The sequence below is a fragment of the Nocardia amamiensis genome (genome assembly GCF_015477605.1).
Taxonomy (GTDB): domain Bacteria; phylum Actinomycetota; class Actinomycetes; order Mycobacteriales; family Mycobacteriaceae; genus Nocardia; species Nocardia amamiensis_A.
Genome location: NZ_JADLQX010000003.1, coordinates 1 through 23,076 on the forward strand (window position 1 = coordinate 1; position 23,076 = coordinate 23,076).

A 23,076-nucleotide genomic window follows, 5' to 3' on the forward strand; every position below is an offset into this window, starting at 1 on the left:
TGCCCTCGGTTCACTCGCTGACGCTCCCTCACAACTCCGCCTCGCTGGCGCTCGGCTCCGTCGTGCGCCACAGCGCACTGTGCCCTCGGTTCACTCGCTGACGCTCCCTCACAACTCCGCCTCGCTGGCGCTCGGCTCCGTCGTGCGCCACAGCGCACTGTGCCCTCGGTTCACTCGCTGACGCTCCCTCACAACTCCGCCTCGCTGTGCCCTCGGTTCACTCGATGCCGGTCCCTCACACACCCTCCCGTGGTGTCGTCGTGGCGCCGGGCAGTATCGAACACGAGAATCCGCCGCGACCGGGCGCGAGCGGAATGCCTGCTCGCACCGACCAGCCGTGGTTGCTCGGGCCGACCGTCATCCGGCCGCCGAGCAATTCGGCGCGCTGCCGCATGCCGGAGACGCCCATTCCCGTGCCGCGTTGTGGCAGCACCCCGGCAGGCAGGGTGTTGTCCACGGTCAGCGTCACCATGGTCGCGTCCACCGCGATCCGTACCGAGGCAGACGCGCCGGGCGCGTGTTTGACGACATTCGCCAGCGACTCCTGACTGATCCGGTACAACGCCAGCCCGACGGCGGGCGACACCGCGCCGAGGTCGCCCTCGCATTCGTAGTGCACGTCCAACCCGGCGCGTACGAAATCGCCGACCAAGTCCTTGACGTCCTCCACGCCCGGTTCCGCGACCTGCTTCCACGGCCGCGCGTCGAGCAGGCCGACCGTGCGGCGAATATCGGCCATGGCCTGCCTGCCGAGTCGCTCGGCGTCGGTCAGCGCCTCCACGGCCTCGTCCACGTCGCGGTCGGTCTGCAGCGCGTGCCGCGCGGCGGTGAGATGCAGCAGGGTCACGCTCAGCGAGTGCGCGATCACGTCGTGCACTTCGCGTGCGATCCGGTGGCGCTCCTCGTCGGCGGCCTGCGCGGCGCGAATGTCCTGGTAGCCACGTTCCTGGTAGAGGAAGCGGCGCTGATACTGCATCATCAGCCCGGCCATCCAGCCGAACGCGATGCCGACCAGGTAGGTCGGCAGTCCCTCCCACAGGTGGCCGATCGCGTCGAACGCGACCAACTGCAACATCATCGCCACCGTGACCGGAATGCTCACCCGCTTCGGCGCGATCGCGGCGATCTCGCCAGCGGCGGCCACCAGCACGAACGGCGCGAAGTCGGCGCTGACGGGCTGGGCGAGGAACAGCGCCTCCGCGGCCATGGCCAGCACACCCAGCAGCAAAGGGCGGGGCATGACGCCGAGAAACGCGTACAGCGGCCCGAAGGCATAGGTCAGCAGCACCGCGATGATCGGAAGCACGGTCGGGAAGTACTCGTGCCGCTGCACCGCGGCCGCCACCGCGACGACGAGGACGGCGAGATCGATGCTGATGATGACCGATGGCGGATAGTCGAACGGCAGCTGCTCGACATTGCGCCGGAACGCCGCCACCGGATGGCGCCCGAACTCGGCGCACCGCTGCCTGGTGCGCAGCAGCGCGGCGCGCACCCGCCCGGTTCGCGGCGTGCCGGGCGGCGCTTCGGAGACGCCGGTCACACCCATTCTGTAAGGCTAGCCGCCGCCCGCGCGGCGGTACATCGTCCCGCGAGCGGGCCGCTACTCCTACTGTGGTCGGAGACGTATTCGGGTCCCTGGCACGACGACAACAGGGCTTTCGCGTCCGTACCGTGAGCGGTAGTTCACCGAGGAAAGGCGAAGGCCATGTCCTGGACAGATCAGCACGCTCGAACCGACATCGTGCACACCGTGCTCACCCGCGCGGCGACCGATCCCGCCAGCCCCGACTTGTTCGCGGGTATCCCCGGTCTGGAGCGGCTGTTCGGTGACGCGGAAGGACTGCTGCTCACGCTGCGCTATCGGTGGAACATCCACTTCGACGCGAAACTCGAGCAGGGACTCACGGAGGTCGAGGCGTACCTCGAGCTGGCCGCCGAGCAGCCGGTGCTGCGCGCGGTGCTCGAGGCACAGTATGGTCGCCGCAACCACGCGTCGGAGACCATGGCGCGCTGACGCGCGAAGAACGAAGAACTGTTGATCGACCGAACGGAAACGGGGGACAACGATGTCTGAACCGGCGATGCTGGAGTTATCGGGCGTGACGAAGGAGTACCGGGTCGGCGGTCAGACCGTCCGGGCGCTCGATGAGGTGGGATTGCGCATCGAGGGCGGTGAATTCACCTCGATCATCGGGCCGTCCGGTTCCGGCAAGAGCACCCTGCTGCACCTGCTGGGCGCGCTGGACAGTCCCGATTCGGGCTCGATCCGGTTCCGGGGCGAGGAGATCGGCGCACTCGACGAGGAGCAGCAGTCGCGGTTCCGGCGCCATCAGGTCGGTTTCGTCTTCCAGTTCTTCAACCTGCTGCCCACGCTGTCGGCATGGGAGAACGTGGCGATCCCGAAACTGCTGGACGGCACCGGTTTGCGTAAGGCCAAGCCGCGCGCGCTGGAGCTGCTCGACCTGGTCGGTCTCGCCGCGCGGGCCGAGCACCGGCCCGCCGAGTTGTCCGGCGGCCAGATGCAGCGGGTCGCGGTGGCGCGGGCGCTGATCATGAACCCGCCGCTGATCCTGGCCGACGAGCCCACCGGAAACCTGGATTCCAAGACCGGCGCCGCCATCCTCGAGCTGCTCGGGGAAATCACCGAATCGGGCAATTCGGTGGTGATGGTGACCCACGACATGGGCGCGGTGACCTACTGCGATCGCGTGATCACCCTGCGCGACGGCCGGATCGGCTCCAACGACCGGGTCGAGCGGACGGTCAACGCGTGATCCGCGCGGCGTGGGATCGCCTGCGGCTGTTCAATATCGGCGAGTTGCTCGCCCATCGCGGCCGCACCCTGATGTCGCTGATCGTGATGGGTGTCTCGGCGTCGCTGCTGGTCGCGGTGCTGAGCATCTCCGGGTCGGTGACCGGTTCGGTGGACAAGCTGACCCGCGGCCTCGGCGGCAAGGCGCAGCTGGAGGTCACCGGAATCACCGACGCGGGTTTCGACCAGCAATTGCTGCGTCAGATCGTGACCACTCCCGGTGTGGCGGTGGCGGTGCCGATGTTGCGCGCGCAGCTCGGCACCGGCGCGGACCGTGCGCTGCTGATCGGCGCCGACTCGACCATCGGCGCGCTGGGCAGCGAATTGACCGCTCCCATGAGCGCTTCCGCGGGAAGGCTGCTGTCGGTGCCGAACGGGGTGCTGGTCGGCGCGGCGCTCGGTCGCTCCGAGGGCGAGCAGTTCACGCTGGGCAATACGACGGTGACGGTCGCGGACATCCTCGACGAACAGGCGTCCAAGAAGCTCAACGACGGACACCTCATCGCGGCGCCGCTCGGGCTCGCGCAGAAGATCACCGACCGACCCGGGCGACTGGATTCGGTGCAGATCATTCCCGCCGACGGCGCCGACCTCGGGCAGCTGCGCGCGGCGGTGACCGCCGCGGTGGACGGTCGCGCGGTAGTGGCCGAACCGAGCCTGCGCACCGCGCAGGCGGGCGGCGTGGTGCAGATCGTCCGGTACTCCACCACGATGGCCTCGGCCGCCGCGCTGATCGTCTCCGCGTTCCTCATCTACAACGCGATGAGCATGGCGATTGCCCAGCGCAGGCCGATGCTGTCGCTGCTGCGCGCCATCGGCGGCAGACGTGGTCCGATGGTGCGTGATCTGCTGGGCGAAGCGGCGCTGCTCGGCGTGCTCGGCGGCGCGGTCGGTGCGGTGCTGGGCGTGTTCATGGGCCGGATCGCGATCGGCGCCCTGCCCACCGCGATCGTGCAGTCGGTGGAGGCGCGCACCGAGTATCTGGTGCCCTGGTACGTGATTCCGTTCGCGGTCGCGGCGTGCGTGTTCGCCAGCGTGCTCGCGGCATCCCTCGCCGCGCGCCAGGTGTACAAGGTCCAGCCCATCGAGGCGCTGGCTCCGGTGGGCGTGGGCCGAACGGATACGGCGAGCCCGCTGCTGCGCTGGCTCGCCGTGGCGCTGGGCGCCGGACTGGTCGGCGCCGCCGTGTTGGTCGCAAGCAGCGATCTCGGCCGCTATTCGCTGACCGCCATCTCGATCTCGTTCATCGCCGCCATCCTGCTGTGTTTCGGCGCAACGGGTCCGATCGTGCGGGTCGCCGCCGGGATCGCACGCTGGTTCCGCGCCCCGGGCGCGCTCGGCGCGACCACACTGGAACGCGCACCGCGCCGGGTCTGGGCTACGGCCATGACGGTGATGATCGGCGTCGCCGCGACCGTCGGCATGGGTGGCGCATCCAGCAACATGATCGATTCGGCCACCGTGACATTCAAGGATCTGGCCAAGAACGACGTCTACGTCAGCCCGGCTTCGATGGCGCAATTCCCGACCGGGCCGCTGCTGCCCGCCGACCTGCCGGGCAAGCTCGCCGCCGTGCCCGGCGTCGCGCATCTCAGCCCGGCGCAGATGGCGTTCGCCACGCTCGGCAGCAGTCGCGTGATGCTGCAAGGATTTCCGCCCGATGCCAGGGAAACGCGCATGCGGATGCTCACCGACGAGAACGTCGCCCGGCTGTCCGCCGGGGAGGGTGTGGCGATCTCCCGTGACGTGGCGCGCTCGCTGGGCGTGGGCGCGGGCGCGGAGCTGACCCTGCCGACGCCGACCGGCCCGCGCACCGTGCGCGTGCTGCAGGTGATCCCGTACTTCTCGGCGATCGCGGGCGTGGTGATGATGGACCTGAACCTGATGCGCGCCTGGTACGAGCGGCCCGGCGAGACGGTCATCGCGGTCGACATCGAACCCGGCGCCGATCGCGCGGCAGTGCTCGCGGCTATCCGCCAGGTGGTGCCACCGGAACTGCACGTCGACACCGGCGCCAATACCGTGATCGCGGCCTCGTCGAGTATCCGGCAAGGAATGGTGATGAGCAATGCCATCCTCTGGATCGTGGTGCTGGTGGCCACGGTGGCGCTGCTGAACACATTGATGCTCTCGGTGCTGGACCGCCGCAGGGAACTCGGGGTGTTGCGCGCCATGGGCACCGGCCGCAAGTTCCTGATGCGTTCGGTGCTCGCCGAGGCGGCGGGCATCGGAATCGTCGGCGCGGCACTGGGTTTGCTTCTCGGCGCCTTGGTGCAGTACCTGGGTGCGATCGCGATGGGAAATGCCTTGACCATCGACGTCGCCTATCAGCCGAGCCCGATGGTGCTGGTCTACGGCGTGGTCGCGCTGGCGCTTGCGCTGCTCGGGTCGATTCCGCCCGCACTTCGGGCCGCCCGGCTGCCCATCGTGGAGGCGCTCGCGGTCGACTGAGCTCGTCACAGCGGCAGGTCGGCGAACCAGTCCTCGAATTCGGCGGCGGGCATGCCGAACCCCGAGGTCGGGATGCGGTCGGTGAGCGTCACCGTGGCGAACAGCAGGTAGCTGGATCGGGCGGGATCGTCTTCGAACTCGACGACCAGGAACCCGTCCGGCAAGCCACCGCCGGACGTCTGCCACCGGTAGGTGGAATAGGACTTGCCGTTGTTGCGTTCGGTCGCCGCGGTGTTGGACGGCAGGTCGCGCACCGCCGCCTGTGCGTCCTGCGGTGATTTGAAGGCGACGAGGACGTAATCGGGCTCGTTGATCGGCGTGCCCCAGCAATTCCAGGCCGTTGCCCAGTTGGGGAAGTCGGGCACACCGTCGGCGGCGGATACTTTGTCACCCGGCTCGGCCGTGTTGAGAAAGCATGTTTTGTCCCGATACCCCGGGCCGGAGCCGACGTTGTACTTCGTGTCCACGCCTTGCGGCAGCAGGTTCGGGAACGCCTTGGCGAGCATCCCGGGATCGGCCGGTCCCGTGGGCGTCTTGGTGCCGAGATCGAGCGGAGACGCGGAGTCGGAATTGGAGAATCCGACCTTCGCGGCGACGATGCCGACGCCACCGAGCAACGCCACCACGATCAGCACGACCATTACGATCAGGCCGGTATGGGAGCGGCGTTCGGGCGGATAGCCGGGCGGCTGATGGGGTGCGTAGCCCATCGGCGGCGGCGTATTCGGCGGCATCGCCTGCGCCGCCGGATAACTCGGCGAAACCGCCTGCGCCGCAGGATAATTCGGCGGCATCGACAAATGACTGGGCTGCTGCGGCACCGCTGCGTAACTCGGCGGCGCCACCGCGGGTGCTTCGGGCTTCGGGAAATTCTGTTCCGCAGTCGGATTCGGGACGTACTGCGGCGGCGCGGTGTAGGCCGGGCCGGATCCGGCGGCGGCATACGTCGGCGAACTCGCCTCCGGCCCTGGATACGCCGGACTCGACGGCTGCGCGATAACGGTGGGCGCCGGCTGCGGCTGGTACTGCGACGCCACGATCGTCGGTGCGGGCGCGGTCAGCGCTCGGCGTGCGGCCGTGGCGAACTCGACGCAGGACGTGTACCGGTCGTCGGGCCGCTTGGCCATCGCCTTCGCGATCACCGCGTCGAGCGCGGCCGAGAGTCCGGGGCGCACGGCCGCCGCCGAGGGCGGCGGCAGCTGGAGATGGCCGCGGATGATCTCGGCCGGGGCGGCGGCGTCGAAGGGAGCGACGCCGGTCAGCAACCAGTACAGCGCGCATGCCAGCGAGTACTGATCGGAGCGGTGGTCCAGGTGCGCGCCGGTCATCTGTTCCGGCGAGGCGTAGGCGAGCGTCGCGGTGAACATGCCGGTCTGGGTCAGGTGGGTGGAATCCTCGCGCAGCCGGGCGATGCCGAAGTCGGTGAGGAAGACGCGTTCGCCGTGCCCGCCCACCGAGCGGGCCAGCATGATGTTCGCGGGCTTCACATCCCGGTGCAGCACGCCCATCCCGTGTGCGTAATCCAATGCGGCGGCGACGCCTTCGACGATCTGCACGGCCCGCTCCGGCGGCAGGGTCGGCGGATGCACCGTCGCCGCGTCCACGCCGTCGACGTACTGCATGGAGATCCATAGCTGCTCGTCTTCGGTGCCGCGGTCGTACACCGCGACGATGTTCGGATGATCCAGCTGCGCGGCCAGGTCCGCCTCCCGCTCGAACCGCGCCCTGACCTCGGCGTCGGCGAACAGCTCGCGGTTGAGCAGCTTGAGCGCCGTCTGCCTCGGCAGTCTCGGGTGCCGGGCCAGATACACCGATCCCATACCGCCCTGGCCGAGCAGCTTCTCGATGGTGAACCCGGCGAACACCGCACCGCTGTTGAGCAACACGCCCCCTTCAGGTGACCCACGGCCGGACGTGCAGGTCCGGGCGCTCCGTACAGATCCTGGAGCCTACCGGGTGGCGCCCTGGCCACGGCGTTTCGAATTCCCAGCGAAAATCGGCGAAACTATCTCCCGAGATATCGTTCTCGCGACGCTGTCGCGTGTCGCGCGACGATGTCTCCCGCCCGGTCACCCGCCGGACGGGCCCGATCAGCTATTTTGCACCGCCGATGAAAAGCGAGCACGCGCACGTGGTGGTGGGGAGGACTCGGTGGTGAGGTCGACCGGATCTGGTTCGGTGCTGCGCGCCGCTTCGATGGTGGTACTGCTCACCCTGACCTCGTGCGCCCTGTTTCCGGGCGAGCGGCCGGCCGCCGAACCGCCCCCCGTCGTCGTCGACACCGTCGGGACGTGGCGGCCGAACCTCGCGGTCTCCATGCCGGACTCGCTGGCCGCCGATTTCACTCAGCTGCAGCCGCAGCTGGCCGGACAGGTCGGCATGGCGATCATGCCCGTCGGCGGCGGCCGGATGACCATCTTCGGCGACTGGGTCAGCGGCATCGCGTGGTCGACCATCAAGGTCCCGCTCGCGATCGCGGCGCTGCGGCACGACCGGCAGGAAGGCATCTTGCATGAGGTGGAGGCCGCGATCACTTGGTCGGACAACGACGCCGCCGATGCGCTATGGCAGTCGCTCGGCGACGGGCTGGAAGCCGCCAAGGCTGTGCAGAACGTGATCGATGAAGCGGGTGACGCCGCGACCGGTGTCGCGGGCCCGCGCACCACGCTGGACTACACCTCCTTCGGCGGGACCGAGTGGACGCTGGCCAACCAGGCGCGCTTCGCGTCCCGGCTGCCGTGCCTGCCCGAGACGTTCCACGTCACCGAGCTGATGACGGAGATCACACCCGAGCAGTCGTGGGGTCTCGGCGTGCTCGAGGGCACGGCGTTCAAGGGTGGCTGGGGGCCGGACGACGTGACCGGCGTCTACACCGTCCGGCAGTTCGGCCTGGTACCGGTACGGTCCGGCATGATCGCGGTCGCCCTCGCGGCGCAGGCCGATTCCGGCACGTTCGACGACGCCACCGCCATCCTGAGCCGGATGGCGGAGCTGATCGGACGTCATCTCGACGAGGTGCGCGGCGGGTCCTGCCCGCCGCTGTGAGCACGGGTCAGCCGGGAGTGACGAGGCCGGTCTCGTAGGCCAAGACGACGGCCTGGGCGCGGTCGCGCAGGTTCAGCTTCGAGAAAACCTTCGACACATGGGTTTTCACGGTCTGCTCGGCGACGAAGAGCGCCTCTGCGATCTCCGCGTTCGACATGCCCTTGGCGATCAGCTCCAGCACCTCCCGCTCACGCGGAGTGAGCGCCGTCAGCTGCGGTGCCGGTTTCGCCCGCGCGGAGCTGCGGCGGCGGGTGACATCGGCGATGAGCCTGCGGGTGACGGTCGGCGCGAGCAGTGCCTGACCGTCGGCGACCACCCGCACCGCGCGGACCAATTCCTCGGCGGGCGCGTCCTTCAGCAGGAATCCGCTGGCGCCGAGGCTCAGCGCCTCGTAGACGTAGTCATCGATGTCGAAGGTGGTCAGCATCAGCACGCGCACCGGAGGATCGAATCCGGCGGCCAGGATGGCGCGGGCCGCGTCCAGTCCGTTCATCTCCGGCATACGCACATCCATCAGCACGACGTCCGGGCGCAGCCGCTTGGCCTCGGCCACCGCGACCTTTCCGTCCGCCGCGTCGCCGACGACGCTGATGTCCGGCTGAGCCGCGAGCAGCGCCCCGAACCCCTGCCGCACCATGGCCTGGTCATCGGCGATCAACACGGTAATTGCCACCAGCTCACCCTAATTGCCCCTCATGCACACGTCCGCTGGGCCCGTATGCGGCCCGGCTCCGCTTTTCGCCGACAAGCGGATCCCGTTCGAACGCTCAGTGTTCCGACGCCGCGGGCGCCAGTGGGGTGGCGCCGATGTTCGACAGCGCGAGTGGGAGGCGGGCATTGACTTCGAAGCCGCCGTCGCTGCGGGCACCGGCCGAGACCTCCCCGCCGACGGCGACGGCACGCGCTTGCATCCCCGCGATGCCGTGGCCGCCGTTGCCTACCGGGCGGGTGGCCGTGGCTCCCGGACCGTTGCCGACCGTGAGCAGCAGGTCCGCGCCGCGCACAATGCGAACCTGAACGGCGGCGCCTGGAGCGTGCCGGGAGGCGTTGGACAGGGATTCCTGAGCAATGCGATAGAGCGCGAGACCGATGGTCTCGGGGATCGTGTCCAACGCACCCTCGACCGTCCAGGTGACGTCGACACCGGCACGTCGCGCGCCCTCGAACAGGGCGACCACGTCGGCGGCCTTCGGCTGCGGCGCGTGCTCGGGCAGCTGGCCGTCGCTGCGCAGGACGCCGAGCATGCCGCGGATCTCGTTGAGTGCCTCGCGCGCCGTGGCGCCGATCGACTCGAACTCGGCGCGAGCGGCCGGGGTGACGCCATCCACCCGGTAGGGCGCGGTCTGTGCCTGCACGACGACCAGGGACATGTGGTGGGCGACCACGTCGTGCAGATCGCGGGCGATGCGGGCCTTCTCCTCCAGGATCGCCCGGCGAGCCCGTTCGAGTTCGTTCTCTTCCTCCTGACGCACCAACTGCCGCCGCGACAGCACCAGCCAGCGGATGAGCAGGCCGAACAGCACCAGCGCCGCGAGTGCGATCGGCCAGCCCCACGCGGCGTTCGCGAACGCGTCCCCTTCCCCTGGCATGGTCGTCGCGAACAACAGCGCCGTGGCCGCCCAGGCGACCGCGACGATCTGCCCCGGCGCCCGCAGCGCCACCGCGAACAGCAGCACCAGCAGGCACAGCGCGTGCACGACCTGGAACGGCAGCTCATTGTTCGGCTGATGGGGTATGGCCAGCGAGATCAGCAGCGCCGAGCCCGCCGAGATCGCCCACCCCAACGCCGGATTGATCCGCACGAGCAGCACCGGGAACGCGGCCAGCGCCGCGATGAACGGCTGCGCTGCGGCGGGCACCGCGTGGGTCACATGCAAGGTCGGCCAGGCCACCGAGTACCAGATCAGCGCGACCAGCACCGTGCCCAGGTCGAACCAGGTGCGTACGTCCAGCCGCCGCGCCCAGGCACGACTTTGTCGGTTCATGCCTACGACACTAGAAACCTCCAGCTGACCGCGGCCTCATACCTCGGGGTGATTTCCGACCCGGTACCCCGGTGCGACGCCGGTACGGCGGCTCCCCCGGCGGCACGGCGCGGGAAACCTTCCCGGGCGTGAGGCGCCCGCGCGGACGGGGTCCCTAACGTCGTCACCATGAGCACACCGACCAGCGCAGGACCCGTGCCCCGGTCCGCATCGGCCGCAGGAGCCCGAAACCCTTCCGCCACAAACACTTCCGTTGCCGGACCGACGCGACGCTGCGCGGCGCTGACGGCGACGGCGTTGACCACAATGGCGGCGACGGCGTTCCTGGCACCCGCGCCGCAGGCCGCCGCCGCGACCGCGCCGGTCGAGAGCGCGCAGGCGAGCGCCGCCGTCGCGGAACTGACCGCGGGCGGTCCGGGCGCGCTCAGCGTCATCCCGCCGGACTTCGTCGCGTCGTTCGGCTACCGCCCGAGCTCCGTGGACGGTCTCGTGGTCAATCCAGGGGGCGACTGCTCCTCGCCGGTCACGCTGCCCGCCGAATTCGATACCGCGTGCAAGGCTCATGATCTGGGCTACGACCTGCTGCGCTACGCCGACCTGCGCGGCGAGCCGCTGGGGCCGTGGGCGCGTCAAGCCCTGGACGCGACGCTGGACCGGCAGATGCACGAGGCTTGCGCGACCCGGGTGGACTCGTTCTCCCGCGCCCGCTGCGACGCGATGGCGTCGATCGCGAACACCGCGGTCGATTTGAACTCCCGTCGCCAGGACTACGGCGCACCGGTGGTCGAGCGCCTGGCGGATGCCGCGGATCCCGATTCGACGGCGAGCTGGAAGCTGCTCGGAGTGCTCGGCGCCGGAATCGCCGGGCTCGGCGCCGTTCTCACCGTGCGCAACCGGCGGCGCGGGGTCGCGTTCGCTGCCGGCTCGCCGAATACGAGTGGCGTCTCCGGGGTTCGGAGATGACCGCTCTCTTCAGCTCCGCCACCACACTGGGCGGTGCCGTGCGCGTCATCCTGCCGCCACGGATCGGCACCACACTCGGGGTAGGGATCGGCGTCTTGGCATCATTGGCGCCCGGGCTGCTCCCCCGGACGCCCGGCACCCAAGCCGTGCTGACCGCGCTCCTCGCGGCGATCACACTCGGCGTCGCGGGGATCGTGCGCATCGTCGGGCGACGCGTCGATTTCGACATCAACCAGCGTCACGGCTGGATGCGACTGCCCCTGCTGATCGCGACGTCGGTGCTGGTCGTGGGTGCGGCGGCGAACGCGGGCCACTGGCAGAACCGGCTGCGCGCGGCGATGGGAACACCGCGGATCGGAACGGATTACTGGTTGCGGTGCGCACTCGGCGCGGCGCTGATCATCGGACTGTTCGTCGGCGCCACCCGCTCGATCGCCTGGGCACTGCGCAGACTCGGCTGGGCACGGAGAGTTTCGCTGGCCGCGGTCATGGCGATTCTGTTGTATCTGGCCGGCGTGCCCGCTGCCGTCGGATGGCGTGACTCGGTGTACGCCAGTGCCAATGCCGAGCTGGATCCTGCTCTGGTGCAACCGGTTTCGCATACCGGTTCGGCGGTGAGCTGGTCGTCGCTGGGCGCCGAGGGGCGCAAGTTCGTGAGCGATGCGCCGGTGCGGGCCGTGCGGGTCTACGTCGGGGTGACCTCCGCGCCGGACCTGGACAGCCGTGTCACCCTGGCAATTCGGGAGCTGGAGCGTTCGGGCGGCTTCACACGCTCGCATCTGGTCGTCACCGTGCCGACCGGGTCGGGGTGGATCGACACGAACGCCGTCGCGGGATTCGACCAGCACTTCGACGGCGACGTGGCGCTGGTCGGTCTGCAGTACTCCTACCTGCCGAGCTGGGCCACGTTCGTGTTCGGCCGCGACGCCGCGGTGACCGCCGCGCGCAGCCTGTTCACCGCCGTGGAGAACCACCTCGAGGGCCTGACACAGAAGCCGAAGCTGTATGTGTACGGCCAGAGCCTGGGCGCGCTGGGCGGCAACGCCGTCTTCGCCGACGACGCCGACCAGGACAACCGAACCTGCGCGGCGCTGTGGGCCGGACCCCCGGCCAACCACGTCCACCACGGCGGCGCGACCGTGCTGGCCAACACCTCCGACCCGGTGATCCACTGGTCGCTCACCCAGCTGTGGCGCGCGCCGGACCTCACCGGCGCCCGGGTCGACGCTCCGGTCCCCCAGTGGCTTCCGCTGATCAGCTTCGCGCAGACCACGGCCGACCTGCTCGCCGCGCTCGACGCCCCGCCCGGGCACGGCCACCGCTACGGGTCCGATCAGGGCACCGCCATGGGCGGCTGCTGACCTATCCGGCCCGGCACACCCACAGTCATCATAGAACGTGTTCTAATTTCTCCATGGCCTTTGTCATCGACCTTGCCGTGGACATCAATGCTCCTGCCGAACTGGTCTGGCAGGTGATCACCGACTTCCCGCGCTACGGCGAATGGAATCCGTTCGTCCCGGAGTGCCGCAGCTCCCTGGTTCCCGGCGAGCCGATCGACATGCTCGTCAACGTCTCCGGTTCCAGTCCGCGCAAACAGCGCGAATGGATCCGCTCCCACACGCCCGGCCGTGAACTCGGCTACGCGATGAAGCCGGTTCCCCTGGGCGCGCTGCACAGTCTGCGCTCACACACCGTGACTTCCCTCGCGGACGACCGCACCCGTTACGAGTCGCACTTCGAACTCGGAGGATGGTTGCATCCCGTGGTCGTCGCGCTGCTCGGCAAGAATCTGCGACGCGGCTTCGAGGGCATGACCGAAGGCATCCGGAAGCAAGCCGAGTCGCTGCGAACCCCCTGACAGGACTCCACTTCGACGCGCAAGGCCACCGGTGTTGATGCACGACCCGAAGGGTTCATGCGCGCAGATATGCCAGCGCCGCATCCAGGGCCGAGTCGGCATATGACTCGGTGAGCCCACCGAGACCCAGCGACCACCGGGTTTGAATCGGGCCGAGCAACAGATCGATCGCGAGTTCCAAATCCAGGCCCGCGCGGAGTTCACCCGCATCCACGGCGGCGGCGAGCCGGTCGGCGATGGCCGCACGCTGCGGCAGCAAGAGGCGTTCGCGGTAGGTGGCGGCCAGCTCCGGGTCCTGCTGGATCTCGATGTACATGGCGCGAAGGAAGGATTCGTACCCCGGGTCGGTCAGCGCGACGATCGAGCCGCGCAGCAATCCGCGCAGATCGGCGGCGATGTCACCGGTGTCCGGCAGTGCGGGGCCGGAGTCGGATTCGAGCATGGCGTCGAAGACGACCGCTCCCTTCGACGGCCACCAGCGGTAGATGGTCTGTTTGCCGACACCCGCACGGGCCGCGATGGCTTCGATGGTCAATTTCGCGTAGGGCAGCTCGCGGATCAGTTCGGCGGCAGCGGTGAGAATCGCGGCGCGGGCCCGCTCGCTGCGCCGCGTGGCAGTGGGTGTGTCGGGCATGCCGCCACCATATAACGAGACGAAACGTCTCGTCTTGACACGGCTTCCCTCTACTCGGCATAGTCGCAAACGAGACGGAGCGTCTCGCCACGAAAGGATCTTCCGTGACCAGAACCTGGTTCATCACCGGCGCCAACCGCGGACTCGGCCGGGCGTTCACGACGGCCGCGCTCGCCGAGGGCGACCGTGTCGTCGCGACCGCGCGGAACCCGGAGTCCATGGCCGGGCTCGCCGACGACCGACTCACCGTGCTGCCCTTGGACGTTCGCGATCGCGAGCGCGCGATCGCAACGGTGGACAAGGCGTTCACACTGATGGGCACGATCGATGTGATCGTGAACAACGCGGGCTACGGCTTGGTCGGCGCTGTCGAGGAGCTGACCGAAGCCCAGATCCGCGATCAGATGAACACCAATTTCTATGGTGCGCTCTGGGTTTCGCAAGCAGCCGCACCGCATCTGCGCGCCCAGGGCTCCGGGCACATCGTGCAGATCTCCACGGTCGGCGCCGTGGGCAGCCTGCCGCTGTTCGGCCTCTACAACGCAGGCAAATGGGCGTTGGAAGGTTTCAGCGCCGCACTCGCCGACGAACTGCGTCCGTTCGGCATCCGGGTCACCCTGGCCCAGCTGGGCGGCTTCGACACCGACTGGGCCAAGTCGAGCATGCGGTTCGCCACCGGCATTCCGGCCTACGCGGACCTGCGCAGCACGATCCTCGGCATGCCGGACTATCCGACGGGCGCACCCGCCGCCGACGGCCCGCCGACCGCGTCCGGGCACACCGACCCCGTCCCGGCCGACGATCCGGGCGAATCCGCTGCTTCCCGAGACGAATCCGCGACGAATGCCGACGCACCCGACACCGAATCCGAGTGGACCGAGGCGCCCCCGGAAGTTGGCGCCGCGGGCCTGATCGCGCTCGTGAACATGCCGAATCCTCCGCTTCGCAAGATCATCGGCCCTGGCGCGCACCAGATGGTGTCACTCGCATTGGACCAACGACGCCAGGACTACGAGACCGACCCCGAATTCACCTGGCCCGCCTAGGTGCGGCTGCTGCCGCGCTCAGCCTCGCAAAGCTGCTCGGCTCTTCGCGTCCCGCTACTGCGCGAGGAACCAAGCGGCTCTGCGAGGACCAGTGCGTCAGGCGATGGGACCGCGCGCGGCTTCGTAGGCCGCGCCCACCCGGTAGAGGCGGTCGTCGGCGAGAGCGGGGGCCATGATCTGCAGGCCGACGGGCATGCCGTCGTCCTGGCTCAGGCCGGACGGGACCGACATGGCCGGGTGCCCGGCCAGGTTGGTGGGCAGGGTGCACAGGTCCGACAGGTACATGGCCAGCGGGTCGTCGACCTTCTCACCCAGCTTCCACGGGGTGAACGGGCTCGTCGGCGACACCAGCACGTCGACCTGCTCATAGGCCTTGTCGAAGTCGCGGGCGATGAGCGTGCGCACCTTGAGCGCCTGGCCGTAGTAGGCGTCGTAGTATCCCGCCGACAGCGCGTAGGTGCCGATCATGATGCGCCGCTTGACTTCCGGGCCGAAACCGGCCGCGCGCGTGGCCGCCATGACCTGCTCGGCGCTGTGCTGCCCGTCGTCGGCCACACGCAGGCCGTAGCGCATGGCGTCGAACCGCGCCAGGTTCGACGACACCTCCGACGGCATCACCAAGTAGTAGGACGACAGCCCGTATTCGAAGTGCGGACAGGACACTTCGACCACCTCGGCGCCGAGATCTTTCAGCACCGCCACCGCGGCGTCGAACGAAGCGAGCACGCCGGGCTGGTAGCTGTCGGAGTGCAGTTCCTTCACCACACCGATCTTCACCCCGCGCAGATCGCCCTGCGCCCCCGCGCGGGCGGCGGCCACCACCGGCGGCACCGGCACATCGCGGGACGTGGAATCGCGCGGGTCGTATCCGGCGATCACCTCGTGCAGCAGCGCGGTGTCCAGCACCGTCCGGCCGCACGGACCGCCCTGGTCCAGCGACGACGCGCAGGCGACCAGGCCGAAGCGGGACACCGTGCCGTAGGTCGGCTTGGTGCCGACGGTCGCGGTGACGGCGGCGGGCTGGCGGATCGACCCGCCGGTGTCGGTGCCGATGGCCAGTGGCGCCTGGTTCGAGGCCAGCGCGGCCGCGGAACCGCCGCCGGAGCCGCCCGGGATGCGGGTGGTGTCCCACGGGTTGCGGGTCGGTCCGTAGGCCGAGTTCTCGGTGGAGGAGCCCATCGCGAACTCGTCCATGTTGGTCTTGCCGAGGATCGGGATACCCGCGGCGCGCAGCTTCGTGGTGACCGTGGCGTCGTACGGCGATACCCAGCCCTCGAGGATCTTCGACGCGCACGTGGTCGGCATGTCCGTCGTGGTGAATACGTCCTTGAGCGCCAAGGGGACTCCGGCCAGCGGCGAGGCGGGCGCGGCGCCCGACGCGATCGCGGCGTCCACCTCCGCCGCGGCCGCCAGCGCCTGCTCCGGCGCGACGTGCAGGAAGGCGTGGTATTCACCGTCGACCGCGGCGATCCGATCCAGATGCGCCCGGGTGACCTCCACCGAGGACAGTTCGCCGCCGTGGATCTTGCCGGCCAGCTCGGCCGCCGACAGCGCGGTCAAGTCACTCATTCGCCCTCTCCCAGGATCTGCGGCACCATGAACCGCTGCTCGTCGACCGCGGGCGCGCCGGACAGCGCCTCGTGCGGGGTCAGGCCGGGCACCACTTCGTCGGGGCGGGTCACGTTGGTCGCCGGATTCGGCGACGCGGTGGCCGGGACGTCGGCGGCGGCGACCTCGGAGATGGTCCGCACGTGGCTCAGGATCGAATCCAGCTGTCCGGCGAACTGATCCAGCTCGGCGTCGGACAGGGCGAGCCGGGACAGCCGGGCGAGGTGTGCGACCTCGTCACGGGAGATGGCGGGCACCGCGGGACCCCTTTCGGCTTCGGTTTCAACAGGTCACACCGGCTCCGCTCGCAGCGGACGGCGTTAGCGTCCATGACGAGCTATAGCTTGGTGTGCATGACAAACCCATAGCTTAATGGCGCGGCCGAACGCGGTCCGCCGCAGCCCGGACGGGCCGAGCCAAGGGGAGGCATCCGCCTGATCACCGGCGACGACCGCCCCGGCGCTTCGTCGGTCCGGACGGGCCATCCGTGCCGAGCAGGCACCTGGCAACCACACCGGCATCACGACACGAATGCCCCAAATAGCCCGACACGCCGCCCGCGCTCGAATCTTCTCCGTGGCGTGTGTCACTGGAGGCGCTTCGACTCGATAACCGGCCCGTAGGGGTGTAATTATTGCGTTACCCGGGTATCCGTTCAGAACCTCGGCCGCCCAAGGAAAGGACCGCACGTGTCGTATCTACTCCGCGTGCAACTTCCGGATCGACCGGGAAGCCTCGGCGCACTCGCGCTCGCGCTCGGCTCCGTCGGCGCCGATATCCTGTCGCTGGATGTGGTGGAGCGCGGCGCCGGCTACGCCGTCGACGATCTGGTCGTCGAGGTGCCCGCGGGCGCGCTGCCCGACACCCTGATCACCGCCGCCGAATCGATCGGCGACGTGCACGTGGATTCGATCCGTCCCTATTCCGGCGTGCTCGACACCCACCGCGAACTCGAACTCATCGATCATGTCGCCAGCGCCCGCGACGACCGGTTGCAGGTGCTGGTCGACGGGGTGCCGCGGGTGCTGCGGGTCGGCTGGAGCACGATCATCGACGTCGGCCCGCACGGCGCCTACCGGGTGGTCGGAAGCCCGAGTGCGCCGCAGACACAGGCGGGTTCGGCGCCGTGGATGCCGCTGGAGAAGCCCACCGTGCTCGATCCCGAGGCCGACTGGGTGCCGCAGATCTGGCGCGATATGGACACCAGACTTGCCGCCGCCCCGCTCGGCAACACCGGCAAGGTGCTGCTGCTCGGCCGGCCGGGCGGCCCCGACTTCCGCCCGTCCGAGGTGGCCCGGCTCGGTTATCTCGCGGGGATCGTCGCGACCGCCCTCGGGTAACTCCGCACCAACTGTTGCGACGAGTGGCACATCGCTGCGGCAAAGCGCGAGACGGTCCCTCCGTGGTGTGCCACTCGTCGTCACGCCGCGCTGAGGGGTAGCCGCAGGACGTGGAGTGTGTCGCCGAGAGTGGTGCGCCAGTCTCGGCTGGGGACGGGGACGAAGCCCAGGCGGTCATAGATCCGGCGGGCCTCGACCATGGCGGGCATGGTCGTCAACGCCACGGCGGCGAATCCTTCCGCTCGGGCCAGGTGGATTACGGTGCGCACCAACGACGTTGCGGCGCCGAGGCCGCGCGCCGACTTGGCGACCGCGAGCATGCGGAACTCCAACTCGCCGGGCAACGCGGTCTCGGCATAGGGAGTGCCGGGACGTGCGACGGTGAGGGACCCGACGATCCGGCCGGAGTGGGTGGCTACGAGGATCCGGGTGGAAGCCGCGCGGCGGGATGGATCGGCCAGCTCCTCCACATAGGGACTGCTCGCGCGGACATAACCCTCGCCGACGTAGACCTCCACCGTCAGCTCGCCGACGGCGTCGTACTCCTCCGGCGTCGCCGTCCGTACGACGACGCCGGTCTCTCGCAGATCCATACCCGGCATGATGCCACCGGCCATAGTGGGGGCTATGTCACGTCCGGCCGCATCCCTCGACCCGACTCGACTCCGCACGGCTATGCTCCGCGCCGACCCGGTGCCCCGCCAAGTGCCCGGCCTTCACTCAGCCGGCTCGAGAGATCTGCCACCGCTCGGGTTTGCCCGCGGGATAGACGACGGTGAGTAGATCGCCGATTTCCGGCCACGAGCCGGTGTCCCAGGTGAAGCGGCCGTAGACGACTGTGCCCGGCACCGACGGGCCGGTGAGGTTGCCCGTGATGGTGACGTACTGCTCGCCGGGGAGATCGGGGCGCGGGCTCACCCCCGTGATGTACAGCGTCCCCTGCTCCGGGTTCGCCGGCTTGACGCCCATGCGGCCGCGAAGGGCGAACACGATCATCGACGCCAGCACGGCGGTCAGGATCACCAGCGAGGCGAACTCCAGCATGCTCCCATGCTAGGTGGGCGCTACACCGGGGCGAGCTCACTGGTGCCTTCGCCGGTGCGACGAACCTGCCAGACCGAGGTGCGGGTACGTTGCGAGCGCCCGTTGCCCCGATCGATCAGCGTGCGGTTGTTCGTGGTGAAGATCAACTGCGCGCCACGGGAATTGGTCTCCGGATTCTGGAACAACTGGATCAGCCGGTTGGTCTCCTCGGCGGGCAGGCACGCGCCGATGTCGTCGATGGCGAGGACGCGGCCCTCGTCCAGTGCGTCGAGCATGGCCGGTAGCACCCGCAGCAGCGACAGTGTCGCCGTGGATTCGTCGCGGATCTCGAACGGGTTGGGGATGCCGTCGTGGATCAAGCCGAGGCCGACGCCGCGCCGGGCCACCATCCGCGCGTACAGGGCGTCGCGCGCGGCCTTCAGGTTGGTCAGCTCACGGTCCAGCAGCACGCCGGTGAGGCCGTTGTCGCGCAGCAACTGGTCGGCGTAACCGGGCGAGGTGGCGCACAGCTCGATCTGTTTGGCCAGCTCCGCGATGTCCGCGTCCAGTTCGCGCAGGTAGTCGGCGTACAGCGGGTCGTGCTCGGCGATGAGCAGATCGGTGATGCCCAGCTCGGCGGTGCGCAGCAGCATCAGCAGCCGGGCCGCGTTCTCCGGCGATCGGGACAGGTGACTGCCCAGCCGGTGGGCGATGGCGTCCGGGTCGACGGGGCCGTGCTGGACCTCGAGCATGGATTCGAACCAGCGATAGGCGGGCACGAGCGCGTCGGAGTACATCTGCCCTGCCAGGCTGAGCAGCAAGGCGTTCGGGCGGACCAGCGGCACCAGCGCGGCGATGCCGTAACGAGCCGCCTCGAACATCGGGCCGATCTTGATCTGGTCCCCGCTGCGCTCGAAGACGATTCGCTTGCGCGAGCGCGGATGGGTGTGCAGCCATTCCGCGCTCACGTCGGCGTTGTCCAGCCGGAACCCGTAGGTGTAGGGCACGCCCTCGGCGACGAACGCGGCCACGAATTCCGAAGGCCGATCCGGGAATCCGAGATGCGGCGCCCGCACCGGCCCCGCGTACGGGTCCCACCCGGTGACCGAGTGCAAGACCGCGTCCCGCATCTGCGCCAGCCCATCGATCAGGTTCGTCTTCCCCGCCGCGGCGCCACCATGAATGGCGGTCACCGGCACGGCCACCGGCCCGCTCCCCCTGGTGAGCCGCAATTCCTGCTTGTCGGCCAGCGATCTGTGATTGGTCACCTGAAAACTGCGCAGCATGCCGCCATACTTCCGTCTGCACTCCCGCCCGGCGACACCAGGCTGGTCGTACCCGCGATCCGTCGGCGATCGCCGCTCGCGCCGCCGGACACGCGCTAGGGCCACGCACACCGACTCGCCAACGCGCTAACCCCTCCTGGATGCCGAGACCTGATCATGACCGCGACCTGGCAGAACAAGTCCGCGATCGATGGCTCGGCGCTCAGTGGCACGGTACCCTGAAGCGCATGACCGGGGCTTCGATCGCCTACCGCTGGACGCGCAGCGAGTTCCTGCGCGCGTGGGAGGCGGGCGCGTTCGACCATCGTGTCGAACTCGTCGAGGGGGAGGTATGGCCGGTGGTAATCGGGTCTTGGCACGGCCGAGCAGTGTTCCGCATCGCGCGGAAGCTTCCGACCGACGGTGTCGAGGTGACCAGTGAGACGCTACCCACCGCCCAGTCCCTGCCGGACCCTGATTGCTGGGTCCTGCGCTCCGACGCGGATCAAGTCGATTCGATCGGTTCGAAGATCGCCGTGTGGGATCCGTCCGACGTACTCCTGGTCATCGAAATATCCGACGAGACGGTGATGCAAGACCTCAGCGTCAAGGCGAAACTATATGGCCGCGCTGGTTACTCGGCCTACTGGGTGGTCACCAAGACGGTGATCTACGAGCACACCGAACCGACAACCACCGGATATCGGACACGCAAGGAGTACCGGCCCGGCGACCGCATCCCGGTGCACTACGCGGGCACCGAGCTCGCCGTCGAGGAGCTGCTGTCCTCCCAGTAGCGCACACCTATCGCCAGGACAACTGCGGTGATAGCGGGTTAGCATGCCTGCACGCTGCGTCTTTTGCCGCGTACTGCCGAAGTTGTTCGATGGGATGAGGGTATCGATGGGATCGACCGTTCGTCGTCTTGTGGTGGGAAGCTCCGCTGTGGCCGCGCTCGCGCTGGGCTCGCTGGTCGTGGCACCGGACGCGGTGGCCGACGCGCCGTGCCCGGACGGCACCGCGCGCGTGTTCCTGGCCAACAGCACGAATACCTGCCAGGGCGGAGGGACGGTCAGCTACGACCCGCCCGGCGCGGTGTCGAAGGTGTGCTCGACGGCGACCGCCGACGTGACCGCCGAGGCCACGTTCAAGAATCGCCGCGGGAAACTGATCACCCAAAAGCTCGACCTGAGCAGCGGCCGCTGCGGACGGTTCGACATCGCAGGTCAGCTGAGCGCCACCGTGACCGTCAGCTGAGCTGCCTGCCCGCGCCGAACAGCAAAGCGCTGTCGCCGAACTCGTGCCACAGATAGCCGGTGTCCACCGCCACGTCATAGGCGGCGGCGACGGTTGTCTCGCCCGCCACGGCGACCAGCAGATCCAGGTGCGACGCGCCGGGAGCGTGCCATCCGGTGATCAGACCGTCGACCACCCGAGCCTGCCGGTCTGCCCCGAGCACGAGATCGGTCCAACCATCGGTCGCGTGCACCGAACCGGAGGAGTCGGCGGCGGTCTCCAGCGCGCGCGTCACCGTCGTGCCCACCGCGATAATGCGTCCACCGGCCGCTGTGGTGGCGTTCACCAGTCTCGCCGTGGAGGCGGGGACGGCGAACCGTTCCGGGCTGGGCGGCTCCTCTGACTCCGGTGAGGAAACACCCGTGTGCAGGGTGACCGGCGTGAGCGCGACACCCGCGGCGATCATATCCAGCACCAGACGCTCGGTGAACGGACGTGCCGCACTGGGCATTTCCGCGCTGCCCGGGATCCTGCCGAACACCGTCGAGTAATAGGACGCCGACCACCGCTGCGGCACATACGAATATGTGATCGGACGCCCGTGCGCGGCCATCAACAGAGGCACGTCGGTGGTGATCTCCGCGATCCAGAGCCGTCGCGCACCGGGCAACCACGGTGCGCACAGGGTTGCCGTGGCACCCGGAAGTCGCAGTACGACCCCTGGCACGAGTCCCTCCGCCGGATAGGGGGTGCGCTGTGTGGTGCGCACCTCCACTACCCAGCGGCCGTCGTCCAGCCAGGTGCAGAAGTGCAGCACGACCGGCTCGCCGGCCAGCGTCGCGTCGACCGCCGAGGACATGGTGCGCGAATTGTTCACCACCACCAAGTCGCCCGGGCGCAAGTGGGCCGGTAGTTCCAGGAACCGGGCGTGGGTCAGCTCGGAATCGGCGACGAGCAGACGGACCTCGTCCCGCGCCAGGCCTCGCGCCTCGGGCGGGGCGGCGGCGTCCCGCTCCCGGGGCAGGACGAAGGACGGCCGCTCGGCCTGCACCGTCATGACAACCGCCCGACCGCGAAATCCGCTGCCGCGTAACGCCCGCTCTTCGGTTTCTCCGCCAGCAGCCGCAGCAGAGCGGGGACCACCGTGTCCGGTTCCGGCCGATCCGAGATGTCGACGCCGGGGAACGCCGCCTGATGCATCTCGGTGCGCATATCGCCGGGATCGAACGCGTAGATCGACAGCTCCGGATGCTCCGCCGCCAGGATCGCCGTGAGCTGATCGAGCGCGGCCTTCGACGAACCGTATCCGCCCCACTCGGGATACGGCTCCACAGCCGCGTCGGAGCTGATGTTCACCACGACGCCGCCGGGACTCAGCAGCGGCAGCGCGAGCTGCAGGATCGCCAGCGGCGCAACGACATTCGTGCGGAACACGCGCTCGAGCTCGTCGAGCGGGTAATCCGCGAGGCGCGGCAGCGGACTCGGCCCGAGCCTGCTGGCGTTGTTCACAACCAGAGCGAGGCCGCCCGCGCCGCGTACCGTGCCGGCCAGCCGCGCACGATGGGCCGAGTCGGTGACGTCGCCGGGAACCGCGACGAACGCCGGCCCGAGCTCGGCGGCCACGGTCGCCAACCGGTCGGCGCGACGCGCGGTGCCGAGCACCTGCCATCCCCGGCCGATCAGCGCCCGCGCGAGCGCGGAGCCGAATCCGGCCGATGCGCCGGTGATCAGAGCGGTCGGACGAGACATGATGACCTCCTGGTAGTTCGTCCTACCGATCGATCCTCATACCTCAACGTATCTT

General features: G+C 69.2%; 23 protein-coding genes. 11 read left to right on the forward strand and 12 right to left on the reverse strand.

The genetic code is table 11. The features are described 5' to 3' along the window. Positions 1–235: 235 nt before the first annotated feature. On the reverse strand, positions 236–1,549 hold the full coding sequence (locus IU459_RS04605; RefSeq protein ID WP_195128206.1) for a sensor histidine kinase: 1,314 nt from the start codon (positions 1,547–1,549) through the stop codon (positions 236–238). Between the two features lie 159 nt (positions 1,550–1,708). On the opposite strand from IU459_RS04605, the gene IU459_RS04610 reads away from it, so the two are divergent. The 3 genes from IU459_RS04610 to IU459_RS04620 are packed head-to-tail and all read left to right on the forward strand — an operon-like array spanning position 1,709 to position 5,266. Continuing rightward, the gene (locus IU459_RS04610; protein WP_195128207.1) at positions 1,709–2,017 is read left to right on the forward strand and encodes a hypothetical protein; all 309 of its coding nucleotides are present in this window, start codon (positions 1,709–1,711) and stop codon (positions 2,015–2,017) included. 52 nt (positions 2,018–2,069) lie between these two features. Then, positions 2,070–2,777: an ABC transporter ATP-binding protein gene (locus tag IU459_RS04615; RefSeq protein ID WP_195128208.1), complete on the forward strand. Its 708-nt coding sequence runs from the start codon at positions 2,070–2,072 to the stop codon at positions 2,775–2,777. After that, the gene (locus IU459_RS04620) at positions 2,774–5,266 is read left to right on the forward strand and encodes an FtsX-like permease family protein (RefSeq protein WP_195128209.1); all 2,493 of its coding nucleotides are present in this window, start codon (positions 2,774–2,776) and stop codon (positions 5,264–5,266) included. The genes IU459_RS04615 and IU459_RS04620 overlap by 4 nt, the downstream gene beginning before the upstream one ends. A 5-nt stretch (positions 5,267–5,271) precedes the next feature. Here the strand turns inward: IU459_RS04620 and IU459_RS04625 are convergent, their stop codons facing one another. Further along, positions 5,272–7,152, reverse strand: a complete 1,881-nt coding sequence (locus IU459_RS04625) for a protein kinase domain-containing protein (RefSeq protein WP_440446460.1) — start codon at positions 7,150–7,152, stop codon at positions 5,272–5,274. Between the two features lie 268 nt (positions 7,153–7,420). Between IU459_RS04625 and IU459_RS04630 the strand changes: the two genes are divergently transcribed. Continuing rightward, a complete protein-coding gene (locus tag IU459_RS04630; RefSeq protein WP_324198741.1) occupies positions 7,421–8,311 on the forward strand; it encodes a hypothetical protein in 891 nt (296 codons plus the stop codon). 7 nt (positions 8,312–8,318) lie between these two features. Here IU459_RS04630 and IU459_RS04635 read toward each other — a convergent pair whose 3' ends face one another. Together IU459_RS04635 and IU459_RS04640 are read right to left on the reverse strand one after the other, a co-directional pair. Further along, entirely contained in the window at positions 8,319–8,984 is a 666-nt protein-coding gene (locus IU459_RS04635) for a response regulator (RefSeq protein ID WP_195128212.1), read from the reverse strand. Positions 8,985–9,078: 94 nt separating this feature from the next. Next, the gene (locus tag IU459_RS04640) at positions 9,079–10,296 is read right to left on the reverse strand and encodes a sensor histidine kinase (protein WP_195128213.1); all 1,218 of its coding nucleotides are present in this window, start codon (positions 10,294–10,296) and stop codon (positions 9,079–9,081) included. 306 nt (positions 10,297–10,602) lie between these two features. Between IU459_RS04640 and IU459_RS04645 the strand changes: the two genes are divergently transcribed. The 3 genes from IU459_RS04645 to IU459_RS04655 are packed head-to-tail and all read left to right on the forward strand — an operon-like array spanning position 10,603 to position 13,120. After that, positions 10,603–11,259, forward strand: a complete 657-nt coding sequence (locus IU459_RS04645) for a hypothetical protein (RefSeq protein ID WP_228837432.1) — start codon at positions 10,603–10,605, stop codon at positions 11,257–11,259. Continuing rightward, complete coding sequence (locus IU459_RS04650) at positions 11,256–12,620, forward strand: alpha/beta-hydrolase family protein (RefSeq protein ID WP_195128214.1); 1,365 nt, start codon at positions 11,256–11,258, stop codon at positions 12,618–12,620. The genes IU459_RS04645 and IU459_RS04650 overlap by 4 nt, the downstream gene beginning before the upstream one ends. 53 nt (positions 12,621–12,673) lie before the next feature. Beyond that, entirely contained in the window at positions 12,674–13,120 is a 447-nt protein-coding gene (locus IU459_RS04655) for an SRPBCC domain-containing protein (RefSeq protein ID WP_195128215.1), read from the forward strand. Between the two features lie 55 nt (positions 13,121–13,175). Here IU459_RS04655 and IU459_RS04660 read toward each other — a convergent pair whose 3' ends face one another. Further along, positions 13,176–13,754, reverse strand: coding sequence for a TetR/AcrR family transcriptional regulator (locus IU459_RS04660; RefSeq protein ID WP_195128216.1), 579 nt, complete (start codon positions 13,752–13,754; stop codon positions 13,176–13,178). Positions 13,755–13,858: 104 nt separating this feature from the next. Between IU459_RS04660 and IU459_RS04665 the strand changes: the two genes are divergently transcribed. Beyond that, positions 13,859–14,800, forward strand: coding sequence for an SDR family NAD(P)-dependent oxidoreductase (locus IU459_RS04665; protein WP_195128217.1), 942 nt, complete (start codon positions 13,859–13,861; stop codon positions 14,798–14,800). Between the two features lie 96 nt (positions 14,801–14,896). Here IU459_RS04665 and gatA read toward each other — a convergent pair whose 3' ends face one another. Together gatA and gatC are read right to left on the reverse strand one after the other, a co-directional pair. Continuing rightward, a complete protein-coding gene (gene gatA, locus IU459_RS04670; RefSeq protein WP_195128218.1) occupies positions 14,897–16,369 on the reverse strand; it encodes an Asp-tRNA(Asn)/Glu-tRNA(Gln) amidotransferase subunit GatA in 1,473 nt (490 codons plus the stop codon). Further along, positions 16,366–16,665, reverse strand: coding sequence for an Asp-tRNA(Asn)/Glu-tRNA(Gln) amidotransferase subunit GatC (gene gatC, locus IU459_RS04675; RefSeq protein ID WP_195128219.1), 300 nt, complete (start codon positions 16,663–16,665; stop codon positions 16,366–16,368). The genes gatA and gatC overlap by 4 nt, the downstream gene beginning before the upstream one ends. A gap of 432 nt (positions 16,666–17,097) precedes the next feature. Here gatC and IU459_RS04680 point away from each other — a divergent pair, with 432 nt between their 5' ends. Further along, on the forward strand, positions 17,098–17,748 hold the full coding sequence (locus IU459_RS04680; RefSeq protein ID WP_195128220.1) for an amino acid-binding protein: 651 nt from the start codon (positions 17,098–17,100) through the stop codon (positions 17,746–17,748). 80 nt (positions 17,749–17,828) lie between these two features. Here the strand turns inward: IU459_RS04680 and IU459_RS04685 are convergent, their stop codons facing one another. The 3 genes from IU459_RS04685 to IU459_RS04695 all read right to left on the reverse strand — a co-directional run bounded on the left by IU459_RS04685 (position 17,829) and on the right by IU459_RS04695 (position 20,057). Next, complete coding sequence (locus tag IU459_RS04685; RefSeq protein ID WP_195128541.1) at positions 17,829–18,350, reverse strand: GNAT family N-acetyltransferase; 522 nt, start codon at positions 18,348–18,350, stop codon at positions 17,829–17,831. A gap of 118 nt (positions 18,351–18,468) precedes the next feature. Next, complete coding sequence (locus tag IU459_RS04690) at positions 18,469–18,792, reverse strand: hypothetical protein (protein ID WP_195128221.1); 324 nt, start codon at positions 18,790–18,792, stop codon at positions 18,469–18,471. Between the two features lie 20 nt (positions 18,793–18,812). Further along, a complete protein-coding gene (locus IU459_RS04695; protein WP_195128222.1) occupies positions 18,813–20,057 on the reverse strand; it encodes an AAA family ATPase in 1,245 nt (414 codons plus the stop codon). 227 nt (positions 20,058–20,284) lie between these two features. On the opposite strand from IU459_RS04695, the gene IU459_RS04700 reads away from it, so the two are divergent. Together IU459_RS04700 and IU459_RS04705 are read left to right on the forward strand one after the other, a co-directional pair. After that, positions 20,285–20,833 (forward strand): Uma2 family endonuclease, encoded by a 549-nt coding sequence (locus IU459_RS04700; protein WP_195128223.1) that lies wholly within the window; start codon positions 20,285–20,287, stop codon positions 20,831–20,833. A gap of 106 nt (positions 20,834–20,939) precedes the next feature. Continuing rightward, positions 20,940–21,293: a hypothetical protein gene (locus IU459_RS04705; RefSeq protein ID WP_195128224.1), complete on the forward strand. Its 354-nt coding sequence runs from the start codon at positions 20,940–20,942 to the stop codon at positions 21,291–21,293. Here the strand turns inward: IU459_RS04705 and IU459_RS04710 are convergent. Further along, positions 21,286–22,329 (reverse strand): S-adenosylmethionine:tRNA ribosyltransferase-isomerase, encoded by a 1,044-nt coding sequence (locus tag IU459_RS04710; RefSeq protein WP_195128225.1) that lies wholly within the window; start codon positions 22,327–22,329, stop codon positions 21,286–21,288. The genes IU459_RS04705 and IU459_RS04710 overlap by 8 nt on opposite strands. Then, entirely contained in the window at positions 22,326–23,021 is a 696-nt protein-coding gene (locus IU459_RS04715) for an SDR family NAD(P)-dependent oxidoreductase (protein ID WP_195128226.1), read from the reverse strand. The genes IU459_RS04710 and IU459_RS04715 overlap by 4 nt, the downstream gene beginning before the upstream one ends. Positions 23,022–23,076 lie beyond the last annotated feature (55 nt).

Excerpts from the sequence above, each read along its gene's own strand:
- IU459_RS04710 (WP_195128225.1), bottom strand. The coding sequence starts at position 22,329 with ATGACGGTGCAGGCCGAGCGGCCGTCCTTCGTCCTGCCCCGGGAGCGG.
- IU459_RS04640 (WP_195128213.1), bottom strand. The coding sequence starts at position 10,296 with ATGAACCGACAAAGTCGTGCCTGGGCGCGGCGGCTGGACGTACGCACC.
- IU459_RS04650 (WP_195128214.1), top strand. The coding sequence starts at position 11,256 with ATGACCGCTCTCTTCAGCTCCGCCACCACACTGGGCGGTGCCGTGCGC.
- gatA (WP_195128218.1), bottom strand. The coding sequence starts at position 16,369 with ATGAGTGACTTGACCGCGCTGTCGGCGGCCGAGCTGGCCGGCAAGATC.
- IU459_RS04660 (WP_195128216.1), bottom strand. The coding sequence starts at position 13,754 with ATGCCCGACACACCCACTGCCACGCGGCGCAGCGAGCGGGCCCGCGCC.
- IU459_RS04685 (WP_195128541.1), bottom strand. The coding sequence starts at position 18,350 with ATGCCGGGTATGGATCTGCGAGAGACCGGCGTCGTCGTACGGACGGCG.
- IU459_RS04605 (WP_195128206.1), bottom strand. The coding sequence starts at position 1,549 with ATGGGTGTGACCGGCGTCTCCGAAGCGCCGCCCGGCACGCCGCGAACC.
- IU459_RS04655 (WP_195128215.1), top strand. The coding sequence starts at position 12,674 with ATGGCCTTTGTCATCGACCTTGCCGTGGACATCAATGCTCCTGCCGAA.
- IU459_RS04705 (WP_195128224.1), top strand. The coding sequence starts at position 20,940 with ATGGGATCGACCGTTCGTCGTCTTGTGGTGGGAAGCTCCGCTGTGGCC.
- IU459_RS04715 (WP_195128226.1), bottom strand. The coding sequence starts at position 23,021 with ATGTCTCGTCCGACCGCTCTGATCACCGGCGCATCGGCCGGATTCGGC.
- IU459_RS04690 (WP_195128221.1), bottom strand. The coding sequence starts at position 18,792 with ATGCTGGAGTTCGCCTCGCTGGTGATCCTGACCGCCGTGCTGGCGTCG.
- IU459_RS04645 (WP_228837432.1), top strand. The coding sequence starts at position 10,603 with ATGGCGGCGACGGCGTTCCTGGCACCCGCGCCGCAGGCCGCCGCCGCG.
- IU459_RS04700 (WP_195128223.1), top strand. The coding sequence starts at position 20,285 with ATGACCGGGGCTTCGATCGCCTACCGCTGGACGCGCAGCGAGTTCCTG.
- IU459_RS04610 (WP_195128207.1), top strand. The coding sequence starts at position 1,709 with ATGTCCTGGACAGATCAGCACGCTCGAACCGACATCGTGCACACCGTG.
- IU459_RS04695 (WP_195128222.1), bottom strand. The coding sequence starts at position 20,057 with ATGCTGCGCAGTTTTCAGGTGACCAATCACAGATCGCTGGCCGACAAG.
- IU459_RS04615 (WP_195128208.1), top strand. The coding sequence starts at position 2,070 with ATGTCTGAACCGGCGATGCTGGAGTTATCGGGCGTGACGAAGGAGTAC.